This window comes from Streptomyces sp. NPDC007205 (assembly GCF_040634095.1).
Lineage (GTDB): Bacteria > Actinomycetota > Actinomycetes > Streptomycetales > Streptomycetaceae > Streptomyces.
Map to the genome: position 1 here is coordinate 169517 of NZ_JBEYEW010000013.1, position 21681 is coordinate 191197.

Sequence of the window (21681 nt, forward strand, 5' to 3'; positions counted from 1 at the left end):
TGACACTCCTTCGCTAGTCCCGGCCCATTCTGCCCTGCCCGGCTTCTCCGCCTGACACCGTCCCTGACTCGGCCGCCCGCACCGGCAGCGGATACGGCGGCGGGGTGCCTCCGAACTCGGGACAGTGCGCCTGATGGTCGCACCAGCCGCACAACTTCGTCGGCCGTGGCCGCCACTCCCCGGTCTCCGTGGCCTTTCTGATGGCGTCCCACAGCGTGTGCAGCTTGCGCTCCACCCGCTCCAGATCGGCGGGAACCGGGTCGTAGGTCAGCACGTCCCCGCTGCCGAGGTAGACCAGCTGGAGCCGGCGCGGCACGACCCGCTTCAACCGCCACACCACCAGGGCGTAGAACTTCATCTGGAACAGCGCCCCCTCCGAGTACTCCGGCCTCGGCGCCTTCCCCGTCTTGTAGTCGACGATCCGCACCTCACCGGTCGGTGCCACGTCCACGCGGTCGATGATCCCGCGCAGCCGCAGCCCCGACTCCAGCTCGGCCTCCACGAACAGCTCCCGCTCGGCCGGCTCCAGCCGCGTCGGATCCTCCAGCGTGAACCAGCGCTCGACCAGCCGCTCGGCCTCCGTCAGCCACCCGGCCAGCCGCTCTCCCTCCGGGTCGTCGGCGAACAGCTCCGTGACCTCCGGCCTGGTCTCCCGCAGCCGGTCCCACTGACCCGGGATCAGCGCCTTGGCCCGCGGTGCGGTCCGCTCCGCCGCCGGCGCGTCGAACAGCCGCTCCAGCACCGCGTGCACCAGCGTGCCCCGCGTCGCCGCCGCGCTCGGCTTCTCCGGCAGCCGGTCGATCACCCGGAACCGGTACAACAACGGACACTGCATGAAATCGCCGGCCCGGGAAGGCGACAGCGACGTGGGCGCCATGGCGACACGCTCACCACCGGCTCCGGCGGCGGTTCCCTCCACCGCCTCGGCCCCGGGCACCACACCGGACGCGGAGGACGCCGCCGAGGCCGGGGACGCCTCGGAAGCCGGGGAGACGTCAGGGGAGGCGGAGGCCTTGGCAGCCGGGGAGTCCGCGGAAGAGGGGGAGGCCTCGTCAGCCGCAGAGACCCCGGCAGCAGGAGAGGTCCCGGCAGCAGGAGAGGTCCCGGAAGTGGCGGGTGCGTCCGGAGCAGGAGCGCCCTGGACCGCACGGGGAGCGCCGGCTGCATGGGGAGCGGCGGACGCCTCGGCAGCAGCAGCGTCCTCGACCGCGGCGGACGTCTCGGAACCGGAGGATCCCCCGGCCACCGGAGACGTCCCGGAAGCGGGGGAAGCGTCCGCGGAGTGAGGTGCCCCGGTCACCTCCGCAGCCGTCGACGGGCTCGGCACCGCCACGGGAGCCGCCGGAGCCGCCATGGGCGTCGTCGCCGGCGCCTCGCCCGGATCCGTCTGCTCGGCGCGGCCCGACAGGGCTCCCGCGTCCTCGATGCTGCTGTCCATGTCCACAGACCTTACGGCCCACCACTGACAGTCACGCAGCCGCCGCCCGCCAGGACCGCGCGACCACGCGGCGAACACAACGGGTGCCGGGGCGAAACACGCCACCACGGCCGCATACCATCGACCGGAGACCCTTCCGTCCGGCAGGTGCGGAAGACGCTTCGAACGAGGGGACACCGTGGACGTGAGCGGCGGAAGCGGGCAGCCGCGGTCCGGCAACGACGAGCCGGCCGAGCACCCCGCGGGTCCAACGGCCCCGACCACCGGCCCCACCCACCCCGCCGGCCCGGAGCCCCGAGAACCCTCGGCCTCCCCAGCCGCCGAGCCCGACACCGAGAACCCCGGCGACGCGACCGACCGACCGCCGCTCCCACGCCCCGCTCAACCCACCAAGGACACCCCCGGCACCCACGCCGACGCGGACACCGACGCAACCAGCGGCGGCGCCGAGCCCGAACACAGGTCGCTCGCCCACACCGGTATCGCCAAGGGCGAACCGCCGCAGCCGCGCCCCAAGGAACCCGGGGGAGGCATCCTCATGGGCCGGCCGTTCGGCGTGCCGGTGTACGTCGCGCCGAGCTGGTTCCTCGTCGCCGCCCTGATCACCTGGGTCTTCGGCGGCCAGCTCGACCGCGTCCTGCCCGAGCTGGGCGCCGCCCGCTACCTGGTCTCCCTGTTCTTCGCCGTCGCCTTCTACGCCTCCGTCCTCGTCCACGAACTGGCCCACACCGTCGCCGCGATCCGCTTCAGGCTCCCGGTCCGCCGGATCCAGCTGCAGTTCTTCGGCGGCGTCTCCGAAATCGAGAAAGAGGCCGAGACCCCCGGCCGGGAATTCGTCCTCGCCTTCGTCGGCCCCCTGCTCTCCCTCGTCCTCGCCGGACTGTTCTACCTCGCCATGAAACCCGTCGAACCCGGCACCGTCACCGGCGTCCTGCTGGCCGGCCTGATGATCTCCAACCTCATCGTGGCGATCTTCAACCTCCTCCCCGGCCTGCCCCTCGACGGCGGCCGCATGCTCCGCGCCGTCGTCTGGAAAATCACCGGCAAACCCATGAGCGGCACCATCGCCGCCGCCTGGGTCGGCCGCGCCCTCGCCGTCGCCGTCCTCATCGGCCTGCCCCTGCTCAACCAGTCCGGCGCCCTCGGCGGCGAGAGCACCGACACGGGCGGCATGGACACCGTCACCGACGCCCTGCTCGCCGCCATCCTCGCCGCCATCATCTGGACCGGCGCCGGCAACAGCCTGCGCATGGCCCGCCTGCGCGAACACCTCCCCGAACTGCGCGCCCGCACCCTCACCCGGCGCGCCGTACCCGTCCAGACCGACACCCCGCTCTCCGAAGCCCTGCGCCGCGCCAACGCCGCCGGAGCCCGCGCCCTCGTCGTCGTCGACGCCCACGGCAACCCCCTCTCCCTGGTCCGCGAGTCCGCCATCGTCGGCGTACCCGAACACCGCCGCCCCTGGGTCCCCGTCAGCGGCCTCGCCCAGGACCTGACCGACGGCATGCGCGTCTCCGCCGAGCTCGCCGGAGAAGAACTCCTCGACGTCCTGCGCGCCACCCCCGCCACCGAATACCTCGTCATCGAGGAAACCGGCGAGATCTACGGCGTCCTGTCCGCAGCGGACGTCGAGCGCGCCTTCGTCAAGGCCATGGCCCGCCCGCCCGCCTAGGCCCTGCCGTCAGGGTCCAGTGGTCGGCGCCCCCCGCAGCTGCCGGTAGTCTGGTCACATGTCCGAACCGACCGGTGCCGCCCGCAGGCGCGGGCCCTTCAAGGTCGGGGACCAGGTACAGCTGACCGACCCCAAGGGCCGCCACTACACGTTCACGCTCGAAGCCGGGAAGAACTTCCACACCCACAAGGGCTCCTTCCCGCACGACGAACTGATCGGCGCTCCCGAGGGCAGCGTTGTCCGCACCACCGGCAACGTCGCCTACCTCGCGCTGCGCCCCCTGCTCCCCGACTACGTCCTGTCCATGCCCCGCGGGGCGGCCGTCGTCTACCCCAAGGACGCGGGGCAGATCCTCGCCTTCGCCGACATCTTCCCCGGCGCACGCGTCGTCGAAGCCGGCGTCGGCTCCGGCTCGCTCAGCAGCTTCCTGCTGCGCGCCATCGGCGACCAGGGCATGCTGCACTCCTACGAGCGCCGCGAGGACTTCGCCGACATCGCCCAGCAGAACGTCGAGCGCTACTTCGGCGGCCCGCACCCCGCCTGGCAGCTCACCGTCGGCGACCTCCAGGACAATCTGTCCGACACCGACGTCGACCGCGTCATCCTCGACATGCTCGCCCCCTGGGAATGCCTGGAGGCCGTCTCCAAGGCACTCGTCCCCGGCGGCATCCTGTGCTGCTACGTGGCCACCACCACCCAGCTCGCCCGGACCGTGGAATCCATCCGCGAGATCGGCTGCTTCAACGAGCCGACCGCCTGGGAAACCATGATCCGCAACTGGCACATCGAGGGCCTGGCCGTCCGCCCCGACCACCGCATGATCGGCCACACCGGCTTCCTGCTCACCGCCCGCCGCCTCGCCGACGGAGTCGAGCCCCCCATGCGCCGCCGCCGCCCCGCCAAGGGCGCCTACGGCGAGGACTACGCCGGACCCAACGCCGACGGCGGCACCGGCCGCTGACCGCCCCCCACAGGGCACCACGCACAGAGCACAACGCAAGGGCGCCGTGCCCGAGTTCCCCCGCACCCACGGGAACTCGGGCACGGCGCCCGCACGTTGACACAACACCAGAACACCCCGCACTCACGACGAGCTCCCCGCCTGCGGGAATCCCGGACCCCGCCGTTCCCCCGCACTGTGACGTGTGGCACCATGCTGGCCACCCCCACCGGCACAGCCCTCCTCACAGGAGACACTCCTAGTGCAGCAATCCGCCGTTCCGGAGCTCGCCCACACCCACACCCGACCCATCCACTGGGTGGCCACCGCCACAGCCGTCGCCGGCGTCGTGGCCCTCTCCTCCCTCGTACAACCCGGATCGGCCACGGCCGCCCAGGCCGCCACCGGCACACACACAGACTCCGCCCCCGCCGCCCTCGCACCGCCCAGCACCACCGGCGTCGACTTCCCGCTCCAGTGCGGGCCCGTCAGAGCCGTGGTCGCCAAGAAAGCCACCGGAGACCTCGACGGCGACGGCAAACCGGAAACCGTCGCCGTCGTCCACTGCGACTCCGCCATGGGCACCCCACCCGACGGCGTCTACGTCCTCACCGGCTCCACCGACAGCGGCACACCACGCATCGTCGCCACCCTCGTCGACCCCAAGGAGCGGCTCACCGTCACCGATCTCTCCCTGCACACACGGACAGTCGGCGCCACCCTCCTCGGCTACTCCTCCGACGCCGTCCCCAACTGCTGCCCCGACCTCAAGACCCCGGTCACATGGCACTGGGACGGCAGGGCGTTCGTCCGCTCCACCCCCGCCGACGCCCACAGCGTCTGACCCACCGGGCCCGGCCCGGACTCACTCCGCGTCGGGCCCGTACACCTCGACCCCGTCCCCGACCCGGCGCACATGAATGCACTCGCCGGGACACTCCCTCGCCGAATCCACCACATCCGTGAGCAGCGGCAACGGCACCGGCACCGTCGCCCCCGCAGCCTGCAGCAGTTCCTCGTCCGCGCCCTTCACATAGGCCAGCCCGTCGATGTCCAGCTCGAACACCTCAGGGGCGTACTGGGCGCAGATCCCGTCACCGGTACACAGATCCTGATCGATCCAGACCTCCAGCGCCTCCCCGCCCGGGGCCTCCTGCTGCACGGTCACCTCTCCTGCCGTCGATTCGCCGGACGGAACCGGCACCGCACGGGCCAGCCGGGTCCGCACCAGCGGCTGTTGAACACCCCCGACCCTACCTCCGCCCGCATTCCACCCACGCCCCACCGCCACGGGTTTCCACCCTCGCCCCCTCGGGTACCAGCGCCCGACCAGAACAACGGCGTCCCCGTCCCGGCACCCACCACATCCAGCCGGGCCGGCCGTGACACCGCCCGCCCAAACCGTCGCTCTGCGTAACGATCGTAGGAGCGCCCCGAGTGCTGCCCGCGAACTGGCCCCACCAGCCCGACCGGACAACTCCAGCCAGTTCTGAAGGCTTTCGACCACGCAATGCCCGGAACAAGCTGCTTCCCCATCACGTTGAGTGGGTATCCCCTCCGTGCGAGGGAGAGCGCACCGGGTGACCGACGACACACCTTGACAGTCTTGGTGATCTAGGGGTTTCAATCGACACCCACCCAGGTAGGGTCTGGAAGCGTCCAGCTCCCCTTGGAGGAGGTGAGGACCGTGGCAGCCCACGACGACGACATGAACCGCGGCATCCGCCCGGGACGAGGGTCCGACGACCCGGCCGGGCAGATCGCCTACCTTGAGCAGGAGATCGCCGTCCTGCGACGCAAGCTCGCCGACTCTCCGCGACACACGAGGATTCTCGAAGAGCGGATCGTCGAGCTGCAGACCAACCTGGCCGGCGTGTCCGCCCAGAACGAACGGCTGGCCAACACCCTCCGCGAGGCCCGCGACCAGATCGTGGCCCTCAAAGAAGAGGTCGACCGGCTCGCCCAGCCGCCCGCCGGCTTCGGCGTCTTCCTGCAGGCCAACGAGGACGGCACCGCAGACATCTTCACCGGCGGCCGCAAGCTCCGCGTGAACGTCAGCCCCGGCGTCGACCTCGACGACCTCAGGCGCGGCCAGGAAGTCATGCTCAACGAAGCGCTCAACGTGGTCGAAGCCATGGAATACGAGCGCGTCGGCGACATCGTCACCCTCAAGGAAATCCTCGAGGACGGCGAACGCGCCCTCGTACTGGGCCACACCGACGAGGAACGGGTGGTACGGCTCGCCGAGCCGCTGCTGGACGTCACCATCCGCGCCGGCGACGCCCTCCTGCTCGAACCCCGCTCCGGCTACGTCTACGAGGTCGTCCCCAAGAGCGAGGTCGAAGAACTCGTCCTCGAAGAAGTCCCCGACATCGGCTACGAACAGATCGGCGGCCTCGGCAACCAGATCGAAGCCATCCGCGACGCGGTCGAGCTGCCGTACCTCTACCCCGACCTCTTCAAGGAGCACGAGCTCCGCCCGCCCAAGGGCGTCCTGCTCTACGGCCCCCCCGGCTGCGGAAAGACACTCATCGCCAAGGCCGTCGCGAACTCACTGGCCAAAAAGGTCGCCGAGGTCACCGGCCAGGCCGCCGGCAAGAGCTTCTTCCTCAACATCAAGGGCCCCGAGCTCCTCAACAAGTACGTCGGCGAAACCGAGCGGCAAATCCGCCTCGTCTTCCAGCGAGCCCGCGAAAAGGCCAGCGAGGGCACCCCTGTCATCGTCTTCTTCGACGAGATGGAATCCCTCTTCCGCACCCGCGGCTCCGGCGTCAGCTCCGACGTGGAAAACACCATCGTCCCGCAGCTGCTCGCCGAGATCGACGGCGTGGAAGGCCTGCAGAACGTGGTCGTCATCGGTGCCTCCAACCGCGAGGACATGATCGACCCCGCCATCCTGCGCCCCGGCCGACTCGACGTGAAAATCAAGATCGAGCGCCCCGACGCCGAAGCCGCCAAGGACATCTTCGGCAAGTACCTCACCGAACGCCTGCCCTTGCACCCCGACGACGTCGGCGAGCACGGCGGCGACAGGGCCACCACCGTCCAGAGCATGATCCAGACGGCGGTCGAGCAGATGTACGCGGAATCCGAGGAAAACCGCTTCCTGGAAGTCACCTACGCCAACGGCGACAAGGAGGTCCTCTACTTCAAGGACTTCAACTCCGGCGCCATGATCGAAAACATCGTCGGACGCGCCAAGAAGATGGCGATCAAGGACTTCCTCGAAAAGAGCCAGAAGGGCCTCCGCGTCTCCCACCTCCTCCAGGCCTGTGTGGACGAGTTCAAGGAGAACGAAGACCTGCCCAACACCACCAACCCCGACGACTGGGCCCGCATCTCCGGAAAGAAGGGCGAACGGATCGTCTACATCCGCACCCTCATCACCGGAAAGCAGGGCGCGGACACCGGACGCTCCATCGACACGGTGGCGAACACCGGTCAGTACCTGTAACAGCAGGGCGGCTGCGGGTGCCCTCAGCGGGTACCCGCAGCCGACTGTTTTTCTGGCCACGACCGGAGCAGGCAATGACGCAAATGATCTCCCCACCAGCGCAAAGGCGTTCTAGGCTCGTTCCTACCGCCGAGTCGCGCAGTGCGGGGACGGGCACCGCACACGCACCGGAGCGCCAGCGGTACGCGAGCGGCGCCCATGACCGAGGGTGCCGCCGGGCAAGGAGGGCCGCATGACCGTACGGCGAGTAATGGGCATCGAGACGGAGTACGGGATCTCCGTCCCCGGCCACCCCAACGCCAATGCCATGCTCACCTCATCCCAGATCGTCAACGCCTACGCGGCGGCGATGCACCGGGCCCGCCGGGCCCGCTGGGACTTCGAGGAGGAAAACCCGCTGCGAGACGCGCGAGGCTTCGACCTCGCCCGGGAGGCCGCCGACGCCAGCCAGCTCACCGACGAGGACATCGGCCTCGCCAACGTCATCCTCACCAACGGCGCACGGCTCTACGTCGACCACGCCCACCCCGAGTACAGCGCCCCCGAGGTGACCAACCCCCGCGACGCCGTCCTCTGGGACAAGGCCGGCGAGCGGATCATGGCGGAAGCGGCGGAGCGGGCGGCCCAGCTCCCCGGCGCCCAGCCCATCCACCTCTACAAGAACAACACCGACAACAAGGGCGCCAGCTACGGCACGCACGAGAACTACCTGATGAAGCGGGAAACCCCCTTCTCGGACATCGTGCGCCACCTCACCCCCTTCTTCGTCTCCCGCCAGGTCTTCGCCGGCGCCGGCCGCGTCGGCATCGGCCAGGACGGCCACGAACACGGCTTCCAGCTCAGCCAGCGCGCCGACTACTTCGAAGTCGAGGTCGGCCTCGAGACGACCCTCAAGCGCCCCATCATCAACACCCGGGACGAGCCGCACGCCGACGCGGAGAAATACCGCCGCCTCCACGTGATCATCGGCGACGCGAACCTGTCCGAGATCTCCACCTACCTCAAGCTGGGCACCACCTCCCTGGTCCTGGCCATGATCGAGGACGGCTTCATCGCGGTGGACCTGGCGGTGGACCAGCCGGTCCGGACCTTGCACCAGGTCTCGCACGACCCGTCACTCAAGCGCCTGATCACACTGCGTAGCGGTAGGACCCTGACCGCGGTCCAACTCCAGATGGAGTACTACGAGCTCTCCCGCAAATACGTGGAGGAGCGCTACGGCGCCGACGCCGACGAACAGACCAAGGACATCCTGACCCGCTGGGAGGACACCCTCACACGGCTCGAGAACGACCCGATGAGCCTGGCCGGCGAACTGGACTGGGTCGCCAAGCGGGAGCTGATGGAGGGCTACCGCCGCCGCGACAGCCTCGACTGGGACGCCGCACGCCTCCACCTCGTCGACCTCCAGTACGCCGACGTACGCGCCGAGAAGGGCCTCTACAACCGCCTCGTGGCCCGTGGGCGCATGAAGCGGCTCCTGGAGGAGACCGAGGTGGACAGGGCGCGCAGGAAGCCGCCGGAGGACACCCGCGCCTACTTCCGCGGCCGCTGCCTGGAGCAGTACGCCGACGACGTGGCGGCGGCGAGCTGGGACTCGGTGATTTTCGACCTTCCCGGCCGGGACTCGTTGCAGCGCGTTCCAACCCTGGAACCGCTACGCGGAACGCGAAATCACGTCAAGGAACTGCTGGACCGCTGCCGCACCGCAGAAGACCTGGTCAGGGTCCTGTCAGGCGGCTGAGCGGGCCAGGGGGGTACTCGGCCCCGACCCGGGCGGAACAGGGTGGAAATCCCACCGCCCGGGAATCATCGAGGTGGCCCCCGCACGTTGTGGAAACTGCGGGGCCGATGTCGGACCCGGCTTGTAGGGTCTGATCATCACCGATCGGCAGGCGAACTGAGCGGGGTGAGGGTTATGGCAACCAAGGACACCGGCGGCGGTCAGCAGAAGGCGACGCGCTCCACCGAGGAGGTCGAGGAGCAGGCGCAGGACGCGCAGGCTTCGGAGGAGCTCAAGGAGCGGCATGAGAAGCTGAGCGATGACGTGGACTCCGTGCTGGACGAAATCGACGATGTGCTCGAGGAGAACGCAGAGGACTTCGTGCGCTCCTTCGTTCAGAAGGGTGGAGAGTAGCTTTTTCCTTCGATTCGAAGGTGGCTACTGGGGGTGTGGTTGGAAAGCGAAGGAAGCGTGAAGCGCTGCTCGCGGTGCAAGCAGGACAAGCTGCGGGCGGCGTTCGCGCGGAACAAGGCGGTGCGTGACGGCCTCCAGGCCTATTGCCGGGAGTGTGCGTCGGAGTACCACCAGCAGCGGCAAGTGGCCAAGGGGCGCAACGTCCGGCCGAAGGTGGAGGTCCCACCGGGCCACAAGTTCTGCCGTACCTGTGGCGAGATCAAGCCGCACAGTGAGTGGACCCGGAACGGCAGCGCCTCGGACGGCCTTGCGACTCTGTGCAGAGCGTGCAAGGCGGTAAAGGGTCGGCAGCACCATCGCAAGCGCAACTACGGCCTCACCGAAGCCGAGCGTGACGCAATGATCGCCTCCCAGCGGGGCCTGTGTGTGATCTGCCTGAGTGCCCCGCCCGTGCATGTGGATCACTGCCACAAGACGGGTAGGGTCCGAGGCGTACTGTGCTTCAACTGCAACTCGGCCATCGGCAAATTGAGGGACGACCCCGATGTTGGCCGTCGGGCCGTTGCCTATCTGGAAGGAAACGCGTGGAAGCCAACACTCGTAGCACCGGGCGTCTACCAGCTGCCTTCCTGACGCCAGGATCCTCCTCCTTCATGGACTTCCTCTCCGAGCACCAGCCCGAGCTGCTGCCCGGCAACCGGCAGCTGCCGCCCACGCAGGGCGTGATCGAGGCGCCGCACGGGACGACCATCGTGGCCGTCACCTTCCCCGGGGGCGTGGTCCTCGCCGGTGACCGTCGGGCGACCATGGGCAATGTGATCGCTCAGCGGGACATCGAGAAGGTGTTCCCGGCGGACGAGTACTCCGCGGTCGGTATCGCCGGCACCGCCGGTCTCGCCGTGGAGATGGTCAAGCTCTTCCAGCTGGAGCTGGAGCACTTCGAGAAGGTCGAGGGTGCGCAGCTGTCGCTGGAGGGCAAGGCGAACCGGTTGTCGACGATGATCCGGTCGAATCTGGGCATGGCCATGCAGGGGCTGGCGGTCGTGCCGCTCTTCGCGGGGTACGACGTGGACCGTGAGAGGGGGCGGATCTTCTCCTACGACGTCACGGGTGGCCGCAGCGAGGAGCACAACTTCGCGGCGACCGGCTCCGGCTCGATCTTCGCGCGCGGTGCGATGAAGAAGTTGTTCCGTGACGACCTGTCCGAGGAGCAGGCGACCACGTTGGTGGTGCAGGCCCTCTATGACGCGGCCGACGACGACTCGGCGACCGGTGGTCCCGATGTCGCCCGCCGGATCTACCCGATCATCACCGTGATCACCGACGACGGTTTCCGCCGGCTGACCGGGGACGAGTCGTCCGAGCTGTCCCGCGCGGTGCTCCAGCGGCGCCTGGAGGAACCCGACGGCCCCAAGGCCGCGCTGCTCTGAGTGCGGGCCCCGGTTCTTATCAAGGTGATCCAGTGACCATGACAGAAAGGGACGGATAACCGGTGTCGACGCCGTTCTATGTCTCACCTCAGCAGGCCATGGCCGACCGGGCGGAGTACGCCCGGAAGGGCATCGCCCGTGGCCGCAGTCTGGTGGTCATGCAGTACGCCGACGGCATCGTGTTCGTCGGTGAGAACCCGTCCCGGGCGCTGCACAAGTTCAGCGAGATCTATGACCGGATCGGTTTCGCGGCCGCCGGGAAGTACAACGAGTACGAGAACCTGCGGATCGGTGGTGTGCGTTACGCCGACCTGCGCGGCTACACCTATGACCGTGATGACGTGACCGCCCGTGGTCTCGCCAACGTCTATGCCCAGACGCTCGGCACGATCTTCTCTTCGGCGGCCGAGAAGCCGTATGAGGTGGAGCTGGTCGTCGCCGAGGTGGGGGAGACCCCTGAGGGTGACCAGATCTACCGGCTGCCGCATGACGGTTCGATCGTGGACGAGCACGGCTCGGTCGCGGTGGGCGGTAACGCGGAGCAGATCAGCAGTTTCCTTGATCAGCGTCACCGTGACGGGATGAGCCTCGCCGAGGCGCTGAAGCTGGCCGTGCAGGCTCTGTCCCGTGACACCAACGGCAGCGAGCGGGAGATTCCCGCGGAGCGTCTGGAGGTGGCGGTGCTGGATCGTACGCGTCCGCAGAAGCGCAAGTTCAAGCGGATCGTCGGCCGTCAGCTGTCCCGTCTGCTGGCGGCGGAGGGCGCGGCCACCGAGGCGGAGAGTGCCGAGGAGGACAGCTCCGAGGAGGAGTGACCCGCAGGTCTGCGAGCTCGCCTGCTGCTGTGTGCCCCGGCTGCCTGTGGTGTGGCCGGGGCACACGGCTTCTAAGTGGCCCCTGGCGGGGCCGTGGAGCCTCGGACGACCAGGTGGACCGGGATGTCCCCGCGCTGCGGCTGCCGGCCTTCCAGGACGGCGAGGAGGGCTCGCATGCCGCGTTCTCCGAAGAGTTCGGCGTCGAGTCGTACCGTCGTGAGTTCGGGGTCGATGGCGGTGGCGAGGCCGAGGTCGTCGACGCCGGTGACGGAGATGTCGTCGGGGATGCGCAGGCCGAGGCGGCGTAGGGCTTTGTAGGCGCCGGCGGCGAGTTTGTCGTCGTCGCAGACGACGGCGGTGGGCCGGGGTCCGGGTGTGGTGAGTGCGGTTTCGGTGGCGGCCAGGGCTCCGTCGATGGAGATGGGGGACCGGGCCGTGCGTACCTCGGTGCCCGGTACGGCCGCCATGCGGGCCGCCAGTTCGCGCGCGCGTACCTCGAAGGTCCAGGAGGGTACGTCGGCGGCGAGGTGGAGGATGCGGCGGTGGCCGAGGCCGAGGAGGTGTTCGGTGATCTGGCGGATGCCGTCGGTGATGTCGAGGTTGACGGTGGCGGCGCCGAGACTGCCTCGGGGGTCGCTGTCGAGCATGACGAGGGGGAGTTGGTCGCCGTGGATGGCGGTGAGGGCGTCGGCGGCCATGGAGGAGGCGATGACGCCGTCCAGGGCGGCCTGGGCCGAGGCGAAGGGATCTCGGGCGGGGCCGATGCCTTCGGGGGAGGGGTAGAGGACGACGCCGAAGCCGTTTTCGGCGGCGACTCGTGCGGCGCCGGTGTAGACGCCGGCGAAGAATTCGGTGGTCAGGGCCGGGACGACGAGCAGGACGGTGCGGGTGTGGCCGAGGCGGAGGTTTCGGGCGGCGAGGTTGGGGCGGTAGCCGAGGTCGCGTGCGGCTTCGCGGACGCGTTCGGCGGTGGTTTCGGAGACGCGGCCGCGCCATTTGTCGCCGAGTACGAGGGAGACGGCGGCTTGGGAGACTCCGGCCGCCTGGGCGACGTCCCGGCTGGTCGGGCGCGTGCTGCTGCGTGCCACCGTGGGTCTGCCTCTTTCGTCTGGACGTGTGAACAGCGCTCATGGTACGTATGGACGAAGGGGTTATACGTAAAACGTAGGGGCGTCGCGGCGCCCCGGTCGAGTCGCTGGAGGGCAGCACATGGCCACGGGATATCTGGAGATACTCCGGGCGAGGCACGCGCTGCGGCTGCTCACCGGCACGCTGGTGGGCCGGTTGCCCAATGCCACGGCGGCGATCGCCCTGGTGCTCTTCGTGCGCGCCGAGGGCGGCACGTACAGCCTGGCGGGCGCCCTGGCGGCGGTCTACGGGGTGGCGAACGCCGTGGGGCAGCCGGTGCTGGGGCGGCTGGTCGACCTGTACGGCCAGCCGCGTGTGCAGTTGCCGGCGGCTGTGCTGGCGGCGCTGTCGATGACGCTCTTCGCGTTCTGCGGTACCGGTCCGTTGCCGCTCGCGTACGCGGCGGTGGCGGCGGCCGGTCTGTTCACCCCGCCGCTGGAAGGGGGGCTGCGGGCCTTGTGGCCGTCGGTGCTGCGCGGCGAGGAGCAGGTGCACACGGCGTACGCCATGGACGCGATCGCGCAGGAGGTCATGTTCACCGTCGGGCCGCTGCTGGTGACGCTGTGCGTGTCGCTGTGGGACGAGCGGGCCGCTCTGCTGGTGCTGAGTCTTCTGGGGGTGCTGGGGGCGCTGTCCGTGGTGGTTTCGCCGCCTTCGCGCGCGTGGCGGTCGGCTCCGCGTGACGCGCACTGGCTGGGCGCTCTGCGCTCACCGGGGCTTTTGGCGCTGCTGGGTGCGTTTCTGTTCGTCGGTATGGCGCTGGGTTCGATCACGGTGGCGTCGGTGTCGTACGCGGACGGTCATGGCGGTGCCGCGGTGTACGGCTGGATGATGGCGGGGCTGGGGCTGGGGGCGCTGGCCGGTGGCACGGTGTACGGGGCGCGTCGGTGGGCCGGGGTGCCCGAGCGGCGACTGCGGGTGCTCGTCGCCCTTCTGGCGGTGTGTTATCTGCCGTTGATGCTGACGCCGGGTGCGGTGCCGATGGTGCTGCTGACGGTGGTGTCGGGGGTGTTCCTGGCGCCGTGTATCGCCTGTGCGTTCATCATCGTGGACCGGCACGCGCCGAGCGGGACGGTCACCGAGGCTTTCTCCTGGCTTGTGACGACGTTCACGGTGGGTGCTTCGGTGGGGACGGGGGTGGCGGGGCCGGTGGTCCAGGCCGGTGGCACGGTCTGGGGTTTCGCGGTTCCGGGTGCCGCGGGGGCGGTGTCGTTGCTGGTGCTGCTCGGTACGGGGCGGGTCCTCGCAGCTCCCGCGTGGGGCGGGGTTGTTGCGTCTTCATCGGAAACTGATCCAAATCGTGCTGTCGAACCCCGTTTCAGCTCAGGGGATCGGGCGTAATGTTCAGTCATGGACCGCCGCATTTTCGGGCTGGAGAACGAGTACGGCGTCACGTGCACGTTCAGGGGACAGCGGCGCCTGTCTCCTGACGAGGTGGCGCGGTACCTCTTCCGCCGTGTCGTGTCATGGGGCCGCAGCAGCAATGTCTTTCTGCGAAACGGCGCCCGGCTGTATCTCGACGTGGGCTCACATCCGGAATACGCGACACCCGAATGTGACAACGTGATCGAACTGGTCACCCACGACAAGGCCGGCGAGCGCATTCTCGAAGGACTCCTGGTGGACGCGGAACGACGCCTGCACGAGGAGGGAATCGCGGGCGACGTCTACCTGTTCAAGAACAACACGGACTCGGCGGGCAACTCCTACGGCTGTCACGAGAACTATCTGGTGGCCCGGCACGGGGAGTTCTCGCGACTCGCGGACATCCTCATCCCGTTCCTGGTGACGCGGCAGCTGCTGTGCGGGGCGGGGAAGGTGCTGCAGACGCCGCGCGGTGCGGTGTACTGCGTCAGCCAGCGCGCGGAGCACATCTGGGAGGGTGTGTCCTCGGCGACGACCCGTTCGAGGCCCATCATCAACACGCGTGACGAGCCGCACGCGGACGCCGAGCGGTATCGCCGGCTGCATGTCATCGTCGGTGACTCGAACATGTCCGAGACGACGATGCTGCTGAAGGTCGGTGCCACGGACCTGGTGCTGCGCATGATCGAGGCGGGCACCGTGATGCGTGATCTGACCCTGGAGAACCCGATCCGGGCGATCCGCGAGGTCAGCCATGACATCACCGGTCGCCGTAAGGTGCGTCTGGCCAGTGGCCGCGAGGCATCGGCGCTGGAGGTGCAGCGGGAGTACTTCGACAAGGCCGTGGACTTCTGCGACCGCCGCAGTATCCGCACGGGGACGGTCGCGCAGGTGCTGGAGCTGTGGGGCCGTACGCTGGACGCGATCGAGAGCGAGGAACTCGACCGGATCGCCACCGAGATCGACTGGGTGATGAAGTACAAGCTCATCGAGCGGTACCGGGCGAAGCACAACATGACGATGTCGCATCCGCGGGTCGCCCAGATAGACCTCGCCTACCACGACATCCACCGTCGTCGTGGCCTGTACTACCTGCTGGAGAAGAAGGGTCAGGCGGCCCGGATCTGCAACGACTTGAAGATCTTCGAGGGCAAGTCGGTTCCGCCGCAGACCACTCGTGCGCGGTTGCGCGGTGACTTCATCCGGCGGGCACAGGAACAGCGCAGGGACTTCACGGTCGACTGGGTGCATCTGAAGCTCAACGACCAGGCACAGCGCACCGTATTGTGCAAGGACCCGTTCCGTTCGGTGGACGACCGGGTGGAGAAGCTGATCGCCGGAATGTAGGGGAAAGCGGAGGAGTCAAGCGTTTCGGATGTGCAATGCCGGAACGCCACACGGGCGTCGTACGTTTCCCGTACGGCGCCCTTCTCTCGCCGTAGAGTTGCGCGCACGCCATCACAGGACCGACCGATTACGAGGCTCTTCCGTGCGCCGACGCTCTCTCCTTCTCGCTGCCGTACCCGCAGGACTGGTCACTGTTGCCGGCTGCGGTGACGGCACGTCCGATTCCAGCAAGGCGAGTGCCTCGCCGTCGGTGTCCGCGCCGCCTCCGCCGAAGATCGTGGAGGGGCCGCTGCCGGCGATCACGGCGGGTACGAAGTTCGGTGAGAAGCCGACCGTGGCCAAGGGGTCGGGTGAGCCGTCGAAGAACCTGGCGGTGAAGACGGTGATCGCGGGCAGTGGCGGTGCGATCGCGGAGAACGACTTCGTCCAGGCGAACTACCTGGGACAGATCTGGGACACGGGCAAGGTCTTCGACAACTCCTACGACAAGAAGCGGCCGCTGGTGCTGCCGCTGGTCCAGGGCCAGGCCATCGACGGCTGGCGGTATGCGCTGGCGGGCAAGAAGGCCGGCAGCCGTGTCGAGATCGCGGTGCCGCCCACCTGGGGTTACGGCAAGTCGGGTGAGCCGCGGGCGGGTATCAAGGGGACGGACACGCTGGTGTTCGTCATCGACCTGATCGATTCCTTCAACTCGAAGAGCTCGGCCAAGGGCAAGCCGGTCGCGCAGACGGACGCCGCGCTGCCCAAGGTGGCCACCAACACGGACGGCAATGTGCCCAAGGTGACCGTGCCGAAGACGGATCCGCCGAAGAAGCTGGTGTCGACGTACGTCCTGGAGGGGGACGGTCCCGAGCTGAAGGCGGACCAGGCGGTGCTGTGCCAGTTCCAGGGGCTGGTCTGGGACAGTGGCAAAACCTTCCAGCGGACGTACGGCTCGGGCCGGCTCGCCCAGTTCGCGGTGGAGCAGCTGCAGCAGGCGGTCAAGGGCCTGGCGCAGGGGCTGACCGGCAAGAAGGCCGGCAGCCGGGTGCTGGTCGTGGTGCCGCCGGAGCTGGGTTACGGCAACACTCCGCCGAGCGGTGGTGTCGTCAAGAAGGGTGCGACGCTGGTGTTCACGGTGGACATCCTCGCGGCGGTGTAGCGGGGGTGTCCGTGGCGGGCGGCGGGGGCGCGGGGATGAAAGACTGTCCGTGTTTCGTGTCGTACACAAGCAGGAGCTTTTGACGTGAGCATCGAGAAGCCCGAGATCGACTTCCCGGGCGGCGAGCCCCCGGCGGACCTCGAGATCAAGGACATCTGGGAGGGCGACGGGGCGGTGGCGCAGGCGGGTCAGACCGTCACCGTCCACTATGTGGGTGTCGCCTTCAGCACGGGCGAGGAGTTCGACGCGAGCTGGAACCGGGGCACCCCGTTCCGCTTCCCGCTCGGCGGGGGCCGTGTCATCAAGGGCTGGGACCAGGGCGTGCAGGGCATGAAGGTCGGTGGCCGCCGCCAGCTGACGATCCCCGCCCACCTCGCCTACGGCAACCAGAGCCCGACCCCGGCGATCAAGCCGGGCGAGACCCTGATCTTCGTGGTGGACCTGCTCGGCGTCTGATGCCGGTCTGATCCACGCCGGTCCACTCCCGGCCGACCGGCCGGGTGCGACCGGATCCGATCACCTGGGGCCCATGCCTGCTCGGGCATGGGCCCTCGGCTTTGCCACCGCACTGCGGAGCGGTACGGTCATCGCTCGGAAGCACCAGAGGAAAGGCGAAGGGCGTCGATGGCCATTGCCAAGGCCGAGCGGCTGATGAACCTCGCGCTGTGTCTGCTCGGCACCCGTCGGCCGCTCAGCAAGCGCGAGCTGCGCGAGTCCATCGAGGCCTACCTCGAGGCGGGCAGCGACGACTCCTTCAACCGGATGTTCGAGCGGGACAAGGACGACCTGCGCGAGCTGGGCCTGGTCATCGAGACGGTGGAGAACCTGGACGGCGAGGTCGGCTATCTCGCCCGCCGTGACAGCAACCGCCTGCCGCCGATCACCCTGGACGCCGAGGAGGCCGCGGCGCTGGGGCTGGCCGCGAAGGTGTGGCAGCAGGCCCGCCTCGCCGGCGCCGCCAGCGGTGCCCTGCAGAAGCTGCGTGCCGCGGGGCTGCCCGAGGACGTCGACCCGTACGAGGCGCACGGCGCGCTGGAGCCCCGTATCCCGGTGCACGAGGCCGCCTTCGAGCCGCTGATGCTGGCCTGCCGGGACCGCCGCACGGTCGTCTTCGACTACCGCAAGGCCTCCGCCGCCCGCCCCGAGCCCCGGCATGTGGAGCCGTGGGCGCTGGAGTGCTGGCGCGGGCACTGGTACCTGGCCGGTTTCGACCGGGACCGGGGTGCCGAGCGCGTCTTCCGGCTCTCCCGGATCACCGGCAGGGTCCGCTCGCGCGGTACGGGCTTCACCGCTCCCGTGCCCGATGTCGTCACCGTCCGGGAGACCGTGGCGAGCTGGGCGGGAGAGATCGCCGACGGTACGGCCCTGATCCGGCTGCGTTCCGGCGCCGGTTACCCCCTTCGGGCGAAGGCCACCGGCGTGCGGGAACTCGGTGACGGCTGGGACGAGTTGGAGATTCCGTACGGGCACGGCCTGGACGCCTGGCTGGTGGAGTTCGGGCCGGACGTGGTGGTCCTGGAGCCGGCCGAGCTGCGCGCGGACGTGGTGGACCGGCTGCGTGCCGTGGCCAAGGGCTGAGGGGGAGCAGGACTGTGGCAGGCAAACCGGTCAGGCCCGTGAACGCCATCGACCAGACCCGGCGGATGCTCTCCCTGGTGACCTATCTGCGGGAGCGTCCCGGCGCGCGGATCGCGGATGTGGCGCGTGCCTTCGGTATCACCGAGGACGAGCTGGTCGCCGATCTCGATCTGCTGCCCATGTGCGGCACCAGCTTCCGCGGCGGCGATCTGCTGGACATCGACACCGACGGCGAGCGCATCTGGTGGCACAATCCGGCCGCGCTCGGCGAGGAGGCGGCCGAGCCGCTGCGGCTCGCCGCCGACGAGGCCACGGCCCTGCTGGTGGCCGCCCGCGCGGTGGCGACCCTGCCGGGCCTGCGCGAGGGCGACCGGCAGGCCCTGCTGCGGGCCACCGCCAAGGTGGAGGCCGCCGCCGGTGAGGCCGCCGGTGCGAGTTCCCGGCTGTCGGTGACCTTCGAGTCCGAGGGCGGGGTCTTCGCCGACGTCGACCGGGCGATCTCCGAGCGCCGCCGGCTGTGGATCCGCTACTACTCCCCGGCCCGCGACGAGGTCACCGAGCGGGAGATCGACCCGATCCGCCTGGTCAGCGTCGGCCACACCTATGTGGAGGCCTGGTGCCGCCGCTCCGAGGCGCGGCGCACCTTCCGGCTGGACCGGGTCGCGGAGATCAGGATCCTGGACGAGCCGTCCGCACCGCCCGAGATCGAGCCGCGGGACCTGTCCGAGGCCCTGGTGCAGCCGGCCGCCGAGGACCCGGAGGTCGTCGCCGAGGTCGGCCCGGGCGGCCGCTGGGTGGCCGAGTACTACCCGCACGACAGCGCCGACGAGCTTCCCGACGGCGGGCTGCGTATCACGCTGCGGACCCCCGATCCGGCCTCGTTGCGCCGGCTGGCGCTGCGGCTCGGCCGCGACGGCCGGATCGTCTCCCCGCCGGAGCTGGCCGAAAGCGCCCGGAGAGCGGCCGCGGAGGCGCTGGCGGCGTACGACACGGCGCCGCGGTGAGGCAGCGCCCCGAAAGGGGCGCGAGGAGCTGCGCGACCAGCCACGATGGCGCCGCAGACGAAGGACGGCGCATCGCGGCCCCGCCGGCGGAGCGCCGACGCATCGCCGGCCGGCGAACGATCACGAGAAGGAGCGAGGCTGTGAGCGAGTCTCCGGTGTCCGGTGTGGGTGAGATGACGGTGGCGGCCGCCTTCGCAGGGATGAGACGAGTGGTCCCCGTGGTGTTCAAGGCGGGCTGCCCGGACTGCCGGGGCCGCTTCGAGCTCGCCGCGAGCGCGCTGCGCCTCGCCATCGGCGCCACCAGCCGGACGACGTTCTACTCCTTCACCTGCCCCGAGTGCGGTGCCGCCGTCCGCAAGCCCGCCGGGGAACGCATCGTCGAGCTGCTCACCGGCGGCGGGGTCCGGACGCTCAGGCTGCACACCACCGTCTAGTCTCGACGTCATGTTCTGGCCGATGTTCGCGGTAGTGCTGGGTTTCCTGGGTCTCGCTGTGCTGGGGGTGCTCGCCGTCCGGGTCTTCCTGGAGGCGCGGCGGCTCGGTCAGCAGGTCGCGGACTCCGCGCGCCGAATCAACAGGGCGGCGGAAGACCTGGAGCGGGCGGCGGTCAGCGCGGCCCATGCCGTGGATACGCTGTGATTGCGTTACGTCGTGCGCTTTGGGTCACTTCGCCCTGTCACCCCGCCCGCCCGGCCAGGTACGCTGCTGGTCGCGGCCCGGAGAACGAGGCGCGGTCCGCAGAGCGGGAGTACGCCCGGGGATGGTCCACCGTTCACCCCAGGGCGTTACGATCGCTGCCAGCACGATGGTCAGATACTTGTCCGACGGGTCGGACAAGGCCCGCCGCCCCGCCTCGGTGAGAAGGTGAAGATTTATGTTCCGCAACGGACTTGAGCCGTGGCACCTGGTGCTGCTGATTGTGGTGATCCTGCTGGTGTTCGGCTCCAAGAAGCTCCCGGACATGGCGCGCTCGCTCGGCAAGTCCGCTCGCATCCTCAAGAGCGAGGCGAAGGCGATGAAGGACGACGGCAAGCAGTCCGACGGCACCGCCCAGGCTGCCGGCACCGCCCAGTCCGCCGAGGAGCCCGCTCCGGCTCAGCGCACGATCCAGGCCGCCCCCGGCGACGTGGCCAGCTCCCGGCCGGTCAACGAGCCGACGGACACGACCCAGCGCTGACGCGAGGGCCGGGGCGTCCGGTCCGCTGCACGAGATGAGGATGTGGGTTGCTCAAGTCTGCCCGCAACAAGGAGAGGGATCCCGAGGGGCGGATGCCGCTCGCGGATCACTTGCGTGAGCTGCGCAACCGGCTCGCGAAGGGTGTCCTGGCGATCCTGGTCGTCACGATCGTGGCGGCGTTCTTCTACCGGGACATCGTCAACTTCATCACCCGGCCGGTGCTCGACGAGATCGGCTGTCACCAGTCTTTCGGTGAGCTGGCCAAGGTCAAGAACGTCCACTGCGCGCACATCACCGTCAGCGGTCTGCTGGCACCCTTCACCCTGGCCCTGAAGGTCGCCCTGATGGCCGGTGTCGTGCTCGCGTCGCCGGTCTGGCTCTACCAGCTGTGGGCGTTCGTCGCGCCCGGCCTGCACCGTCACGAGAAGAAGTACGCCTACGCGTTCGTCGGTTTCGGCTTCCCGCTCTTCCTCGGCGGCGGCTACCTCGCTTTCCACGTGCTGCCCACCACGGCGCGGGTGATGATCGACCTGACACCGAGCGGTGCGGAGAACCTGCTGCCGCTGGACGACCTGCTGGACCTGGTCACCCGCATGATCGTCGTCTTCGGCCTCGCCTTCGAGATGCCGCTGCTGCTGGTCATGCTCAACCTCACCGGCGTCTTGTCCGGGCGGCGCATGCTGGGCTGGTGGCGCGGCATGGTCGTCGGCATCACCGTCTTCGCGGCCGTGGCCACGCCCAGCCCCGACCCGATGACGATGCTGGCGCTGGCGGCGCCGATCTGGGGGCTCTACTTCATCGCCGTGGCCATCGCGCTGCTCAATGACCGGCGCCGAGCCCGCCGCGAGGCCCAGGGCCCCGGAGACGACGAGGCGTCCGAGCTGGACCTCACGCCCGAGGAGATCGACGAGGTGGAGGCAGTGGCCGCGAGCGCCGCTCCCGAGCTGCCCGGCACGGACCGGGTCAACGGCTACGACGACGTGACCTGAGCCCGCGCCGCACCGAGTCGCGCACGAGGCCCCCGCCCCACCGGCGGGGGCATTGGTCTGTGCGGG

General features: G+C 69.4%; 22 protein-coding genes. 19 read left to right on the top strand and 3 right to left on the bottom strand.

Features of this window, described 5'->3' with window-relative positions; all coding sequences use genetic code 11:
* Positions 1 to 13 precede the first annotated feature (13 nt).
* Positions 14 to 940 carry a RecB family exonuclease gene (locus tag ABZ624_RS22690; protein ID WP_360091848.1) on the bottom strand — a complete coding sequence of 309 codons (927 nt, stop codon included), beginning with the start codon at positions 938 to 940 and terminating at the stop codon, positions 14 to 16.
* A 676-nt stretch (positions 941 to 1616) separates the two neighbouring features.
* Here ABZ624_RS22690 and ABZ624_RS22695 point away from each other — a divergent pair.
* The 3 genes from ABZ624_RS22695 to ABZ624_RS22705 all read left to right on the top strand — a co-directional run bounded on the left by ABZ624_RS22695 (position 1617) and on the right by ABZ624_RS22705 (position 4894).
* Positions 1617 to 3110 carry a site-2 protease family protein gene (locus tag ABZ624_RS22695; RefSeq protein WP_360091705.1) on the top strand — a complete coding sequence of 498 codons (1494 nt, stop codon included), beginning with the start codon at positions 1617 to 1619 and terminating at the stop codon, positions 3108 to 3110.
* A 58-nt stretch (positions 3111 to 3168) separates the two neighbouring features.
* The gene (locus ABZ624_RS22700; RefSeq protein ID WP_360091708.1) at positions 3169 to 4071 is read left to right on the top strand and encodes a tRNA (adenine-N1)-methyltransferase; all 903 of its coding nucleotides are present in this window, start codon (positions 3169 to 3171) and stop codon (positions 4069 to 4071) included.
* A gap of 241 nt (positions 4072 to 4312) precedes the next feature.
* Positions 4313 to 4894 carry a hypothetical protein gene (locus ABZ624_RS22705; protein WP_360091711.1) on the top strand — a complete coding sequence of 194 codons (582 nt, stop codon included), beginning with the start codon at positions 4313 to 4315 and terminating at the stop codon, positions 4892 to 4894.
* 21 nt (positions 4895 to 4915) lie between these two features.
* On the opposite strand, the gene ABZ624_RS22710 is transcribed toward ABZ624_RS22705, so the two are convergent.
* Complete coding sequence (locus ABZ624_RS22710) at positions 4916 to 5218, bottom strand: ferredoxin (RefSeq protein WP_360091714.1); 303 nt, start codon at positions 5216 to 5218, stop codon at positions 4916 to 4918.
* Positions 5219 to 5737: 519 nt separating this feature from the next.
* Here ABZ624_RS22710 and arc point away from each other — a divergent pair.
* The 6 genes from arc to prcA all read left to right on the top strand — a co-directional run bounded on the left by arc (position 5738) and on the right by prcA (position 11886).
* Positions 5738 to 7504 carry a proteasome ATPase gene (gene arc, locus ABZ624_RS22715; protein ID WP_360091717.1) on the top strand — a complete coding sequence of 589 codons (1767 nt, stop codon included), beginning with the start codon at positions 5738 to 5740 and terminating at the stop codon, positions 7502 to 7504.
* 232 nt (positions 7505 to 7736) lie between these two features.
* A complete protein-coding gene (gene dop / locus ABZ624_RS22720; RefSeq protein ID WP_360091720.1) occupies positions 7737 to 9248 on the top strand; it encodes a depupylase/deamidase Dop in 1512 nt (503 codons plus the stop codon).
* A gap of 174 nt (positions 9249 to 9422) precedes the next feature.
* Positions 9423 to 9641 (top strand): ubiquitin-like protein Pup, encoded by a 219-nt coding sequence (locus ABZ624_RS22725; protein ID WP_355154257.1) that lies wholly within the window; start codon positions 9423 to 9425, stop codon positions 9639 to 9641.
* Between the two features lie 57 nt (positions 9642 to 9698).
* Positions 9699 to 10274 carry an endonuclease VII domain-containing protein gene (locus tag ABZ624_RS22730; RefSeq protein WP_360091723.1) on the top strand — a complete coding sequence of 192 codons (576 nt, stop codon included), beginning with the start codon at positions 9699 to 9701 and terminating at the stop codon, positions 10272 to 10274.
* Positions 10226 to 11071 (top strand): proteasome subunit beta, encoded by an 846-nt coding sequence (gene prcB / locus ABZ624_RS22735; RefSeq protein ID WP_360091726.1) that lies wholly within the window; start codon positions 10226 to 10228, stop codon positions 11069 to 11071. The genes ABZ624_RS22730 and prcB overlap by 49 nt, the downstream gene beginning before the upstream one ends.
* A gap of 62 nt (positions 11072 to 11133) precedes the next feature.
* Positions 11134 to 11886, top strand: a complete 753-nt coding sequence (gene prcA, locus ABZ624_RS22740; RefSeq protein ID WP_360091728.1) for a proteasome subunit alpha — start codon at positions 11134 to 11136, stop codon at positions 11884 to 11886.
* A 71-nt stretch (positions 11887 to 11957) separates the two neighbouring features.
* Here prcA and ABZ624_RS22745 read toward each other — a convergent pair whose 3' ends face one another.
* Positions 11958 to 12974 (bottom strand): LacI family DNA-binding transcriptional regulator, encoded by a 1017-nt coding sequence (locus ABZ624_RS22745; RefSeq protein ID WP_360091731.1) that lies wholly within the window; start codon positions 12972 to 12974, stop codon positions 11958 to 11960.
* 121 nt (positions 12975 to 13095) lie between these two features.
* Between ABZ624_RS22745 and ABZ624_RS22750 the strand changes: the two genes are divergently transcribed.
* The 10 genes from ABZ624_RS22750 to tatC all read left to right on the top strand — a co-directional run bounded on the left by ABZ624_RS22750 (position 13096) and on the right by tatC (position 21615).
* On the top strand, positions 13096 to 14355 hold the full coding sequence (locus ABZ624_RS22750) for an MFS transporter (protein WP_360091734.1): 1260 nt from the start codon (positions 13096 to 13098) through the stop codon (positions 14353 to 14355).
* 9 nt (positions 14356 to 14364) lie between these two features.
* Complete coding sequence (gene pafA / locus ABZ624_RS22755) at positions 14365 to 15726, top strand: Pup--protein ligase (RefSeq protein WP_360091737.1); 1362 nt, start codon at positions 14365 to 14367, stop codon at positions 15724 to 15726.
* 142 nt (positions 15727 to 15868) lie between these two features.
* The gene (locus tag ABZ624_RS22760; RefSeq protein ID WP_360091740.1) at positions 15869 to 16867 is read left to right on the top strand and encodes an FKBP-type peptidyl-prolyl cis-trans isomerase; all 999 of its coding nucleotides are present in this window, start codon (positions 15869 to 15871) and stop codon (positions 16865 to 16867) included.
* Between the two features lie 84 nt (positions 16868 to 16951).
* A complete protein-coding gene (locus ABZ624_RS22765) occupies positions 16952 to 17323 on the top strand; it encodes an FKBP-type peptidyl-prolyl cis-trans isomerase (RefSeq protein ID WP_142150777.1) in 372 nt (123 codons plus the stop codon).
* Between the two features lie 168 nt (positions 17324 to 17491).
* The gene (locus ABZ624_RS22770; RefSeq protein WP_360091743.1) at positions 17492 to 18445 is read left to right on the top strand and encodes a WYL domain-containing protein; all 954 of its coding nucleotides are present in this window, start codon (positions 17492 to 17494) and stop codon (positions 18443 to 18445) included.
* A 14-nt stretch (positions 18446 to 18459) separates the two neighbouring features.
* A complete protein-coding gene (locus ABZ624_RS22775) occupies positions 18460 to 19449 on the top strand; it encodes a WYL domain-containing protein (RefSeq protein WP_360091746.1) in 990 nt (329 codons plus the stop codon).
* A gap of 173 nt (positions 19450 to 19622) precedes the next feature.
* Entirely contained in the window at positions 19623 to 19883 is a 261-nt protein-coding gene (locus tag ABZ624_RS22780) for a hypothetical protein (RefSeq protein ID WP_360091851.1), read from the top strand.
* 10 nt (positions 19884 to 19893) lie between these two features.
* Positions 19894 to 20088 carry a hypothetical protein gene (locus tag ABZ624_RS22785; RefSeq protein ID WP_360091749.1) on the top strand — a complete coding sequence of 65 codons (195 nt, stop codon included), beginning with the start codon at positions 19894 to 19896 and terminating at the stop codon, positions 20086 to 20088.
* 235 nt (positions 20089 to 20323) lie between these two features.
* Entirely contained in the window at positions 20324 to 20626 is a 303-nt protein-coding gene (gene tatA / locus ABZ624_RS22790) for a Sec-independent protein translocase subunit TatA (protein ID WP_360091752.1), read from the top strand.
* 47 nt (positions 20627 to 20673) lie between these two features.
* The gene (tatC, locus tag ABZ624_RS22795) at positions 20674 to 21615 is read left to right on the top strand and encodes a twin-arginine translocase subunit TatC (protein WP_360091755.1); all 942 of its coding nucleotides are present in this window, start codon (positions 20674 to 20676) and stop codon (positions 21613 to 21615) included.
* Positions 21616 to 21681 lie beyond the last annotated feature (66 nt).

Excerpts from the sequence above, each read along its gene's own strand:
- dop (WP_360091720.1), top strand. The coding sequence starts at position 7,737 with ATGACCGTACGGCGAGTAATGGGCATCGAGACGGAGTACGGGATCTCC.
- ABZ624_RS22700 (WP_360091708.1), top strand. The coding sequence starts at position 3,169 with ATGTCCGAACCGACCGGTGCCGCCCGCAGGCGCGGGCCCTTCAAGGTC.
- pafA (WP_360091737.1), top strand. The coding sequence starts at position 14,365 with ATGGACCGCCGCATTTTCGGGCTGGAGAACGAGTACGGCGTCACGTGC.
- ABZ624_RS22780 (WP_360091851.1), top strand. The coding sequence starts at position 19,623 with ATGACGGTGGCGGCCGCCTTCGCAGGGATGAGACGAGTGGTCCCCGTG.
- ABZ624_RS22725 (WP_355154257.1), top strand. The coding sequence starts at position 9,423 with ATGGCAACCAAGGACACCGGCGGCGGTCAGCAGAAGGCGACGCGCTCC.
- ABZ624_RS22770 (WP_360091743.1), top strand. The coding sequence starts at position 17,492 with ATGGCCATTGCCAAGGCCGAGCGGCTGATGAACCTCGCGCTGTGTCTG.
- ABZ624_RS22750 (WP_360091734.1), top strand. The coding sequence starts at position 13,096 with ATGGCCACGGGATATCTGGAGATACTCCGGGCGAGGCACGCGCTGCGG.
- tatA (WP_360091752.1), top strand. The coding sequence starts at position 20,324 with ATGTTCCGCAACGGACTTGAGCCGTGGCACCTGGTGCTGCTGATTGTG.
- ABZ624_RS22785 (WP_360091749.1), top strand. The coding sequence starts at position 19,894 with ATGTTCTGGCCGATGTTCGCGGTAGTGCTGGGTTTCCTGGGTCTCGCT.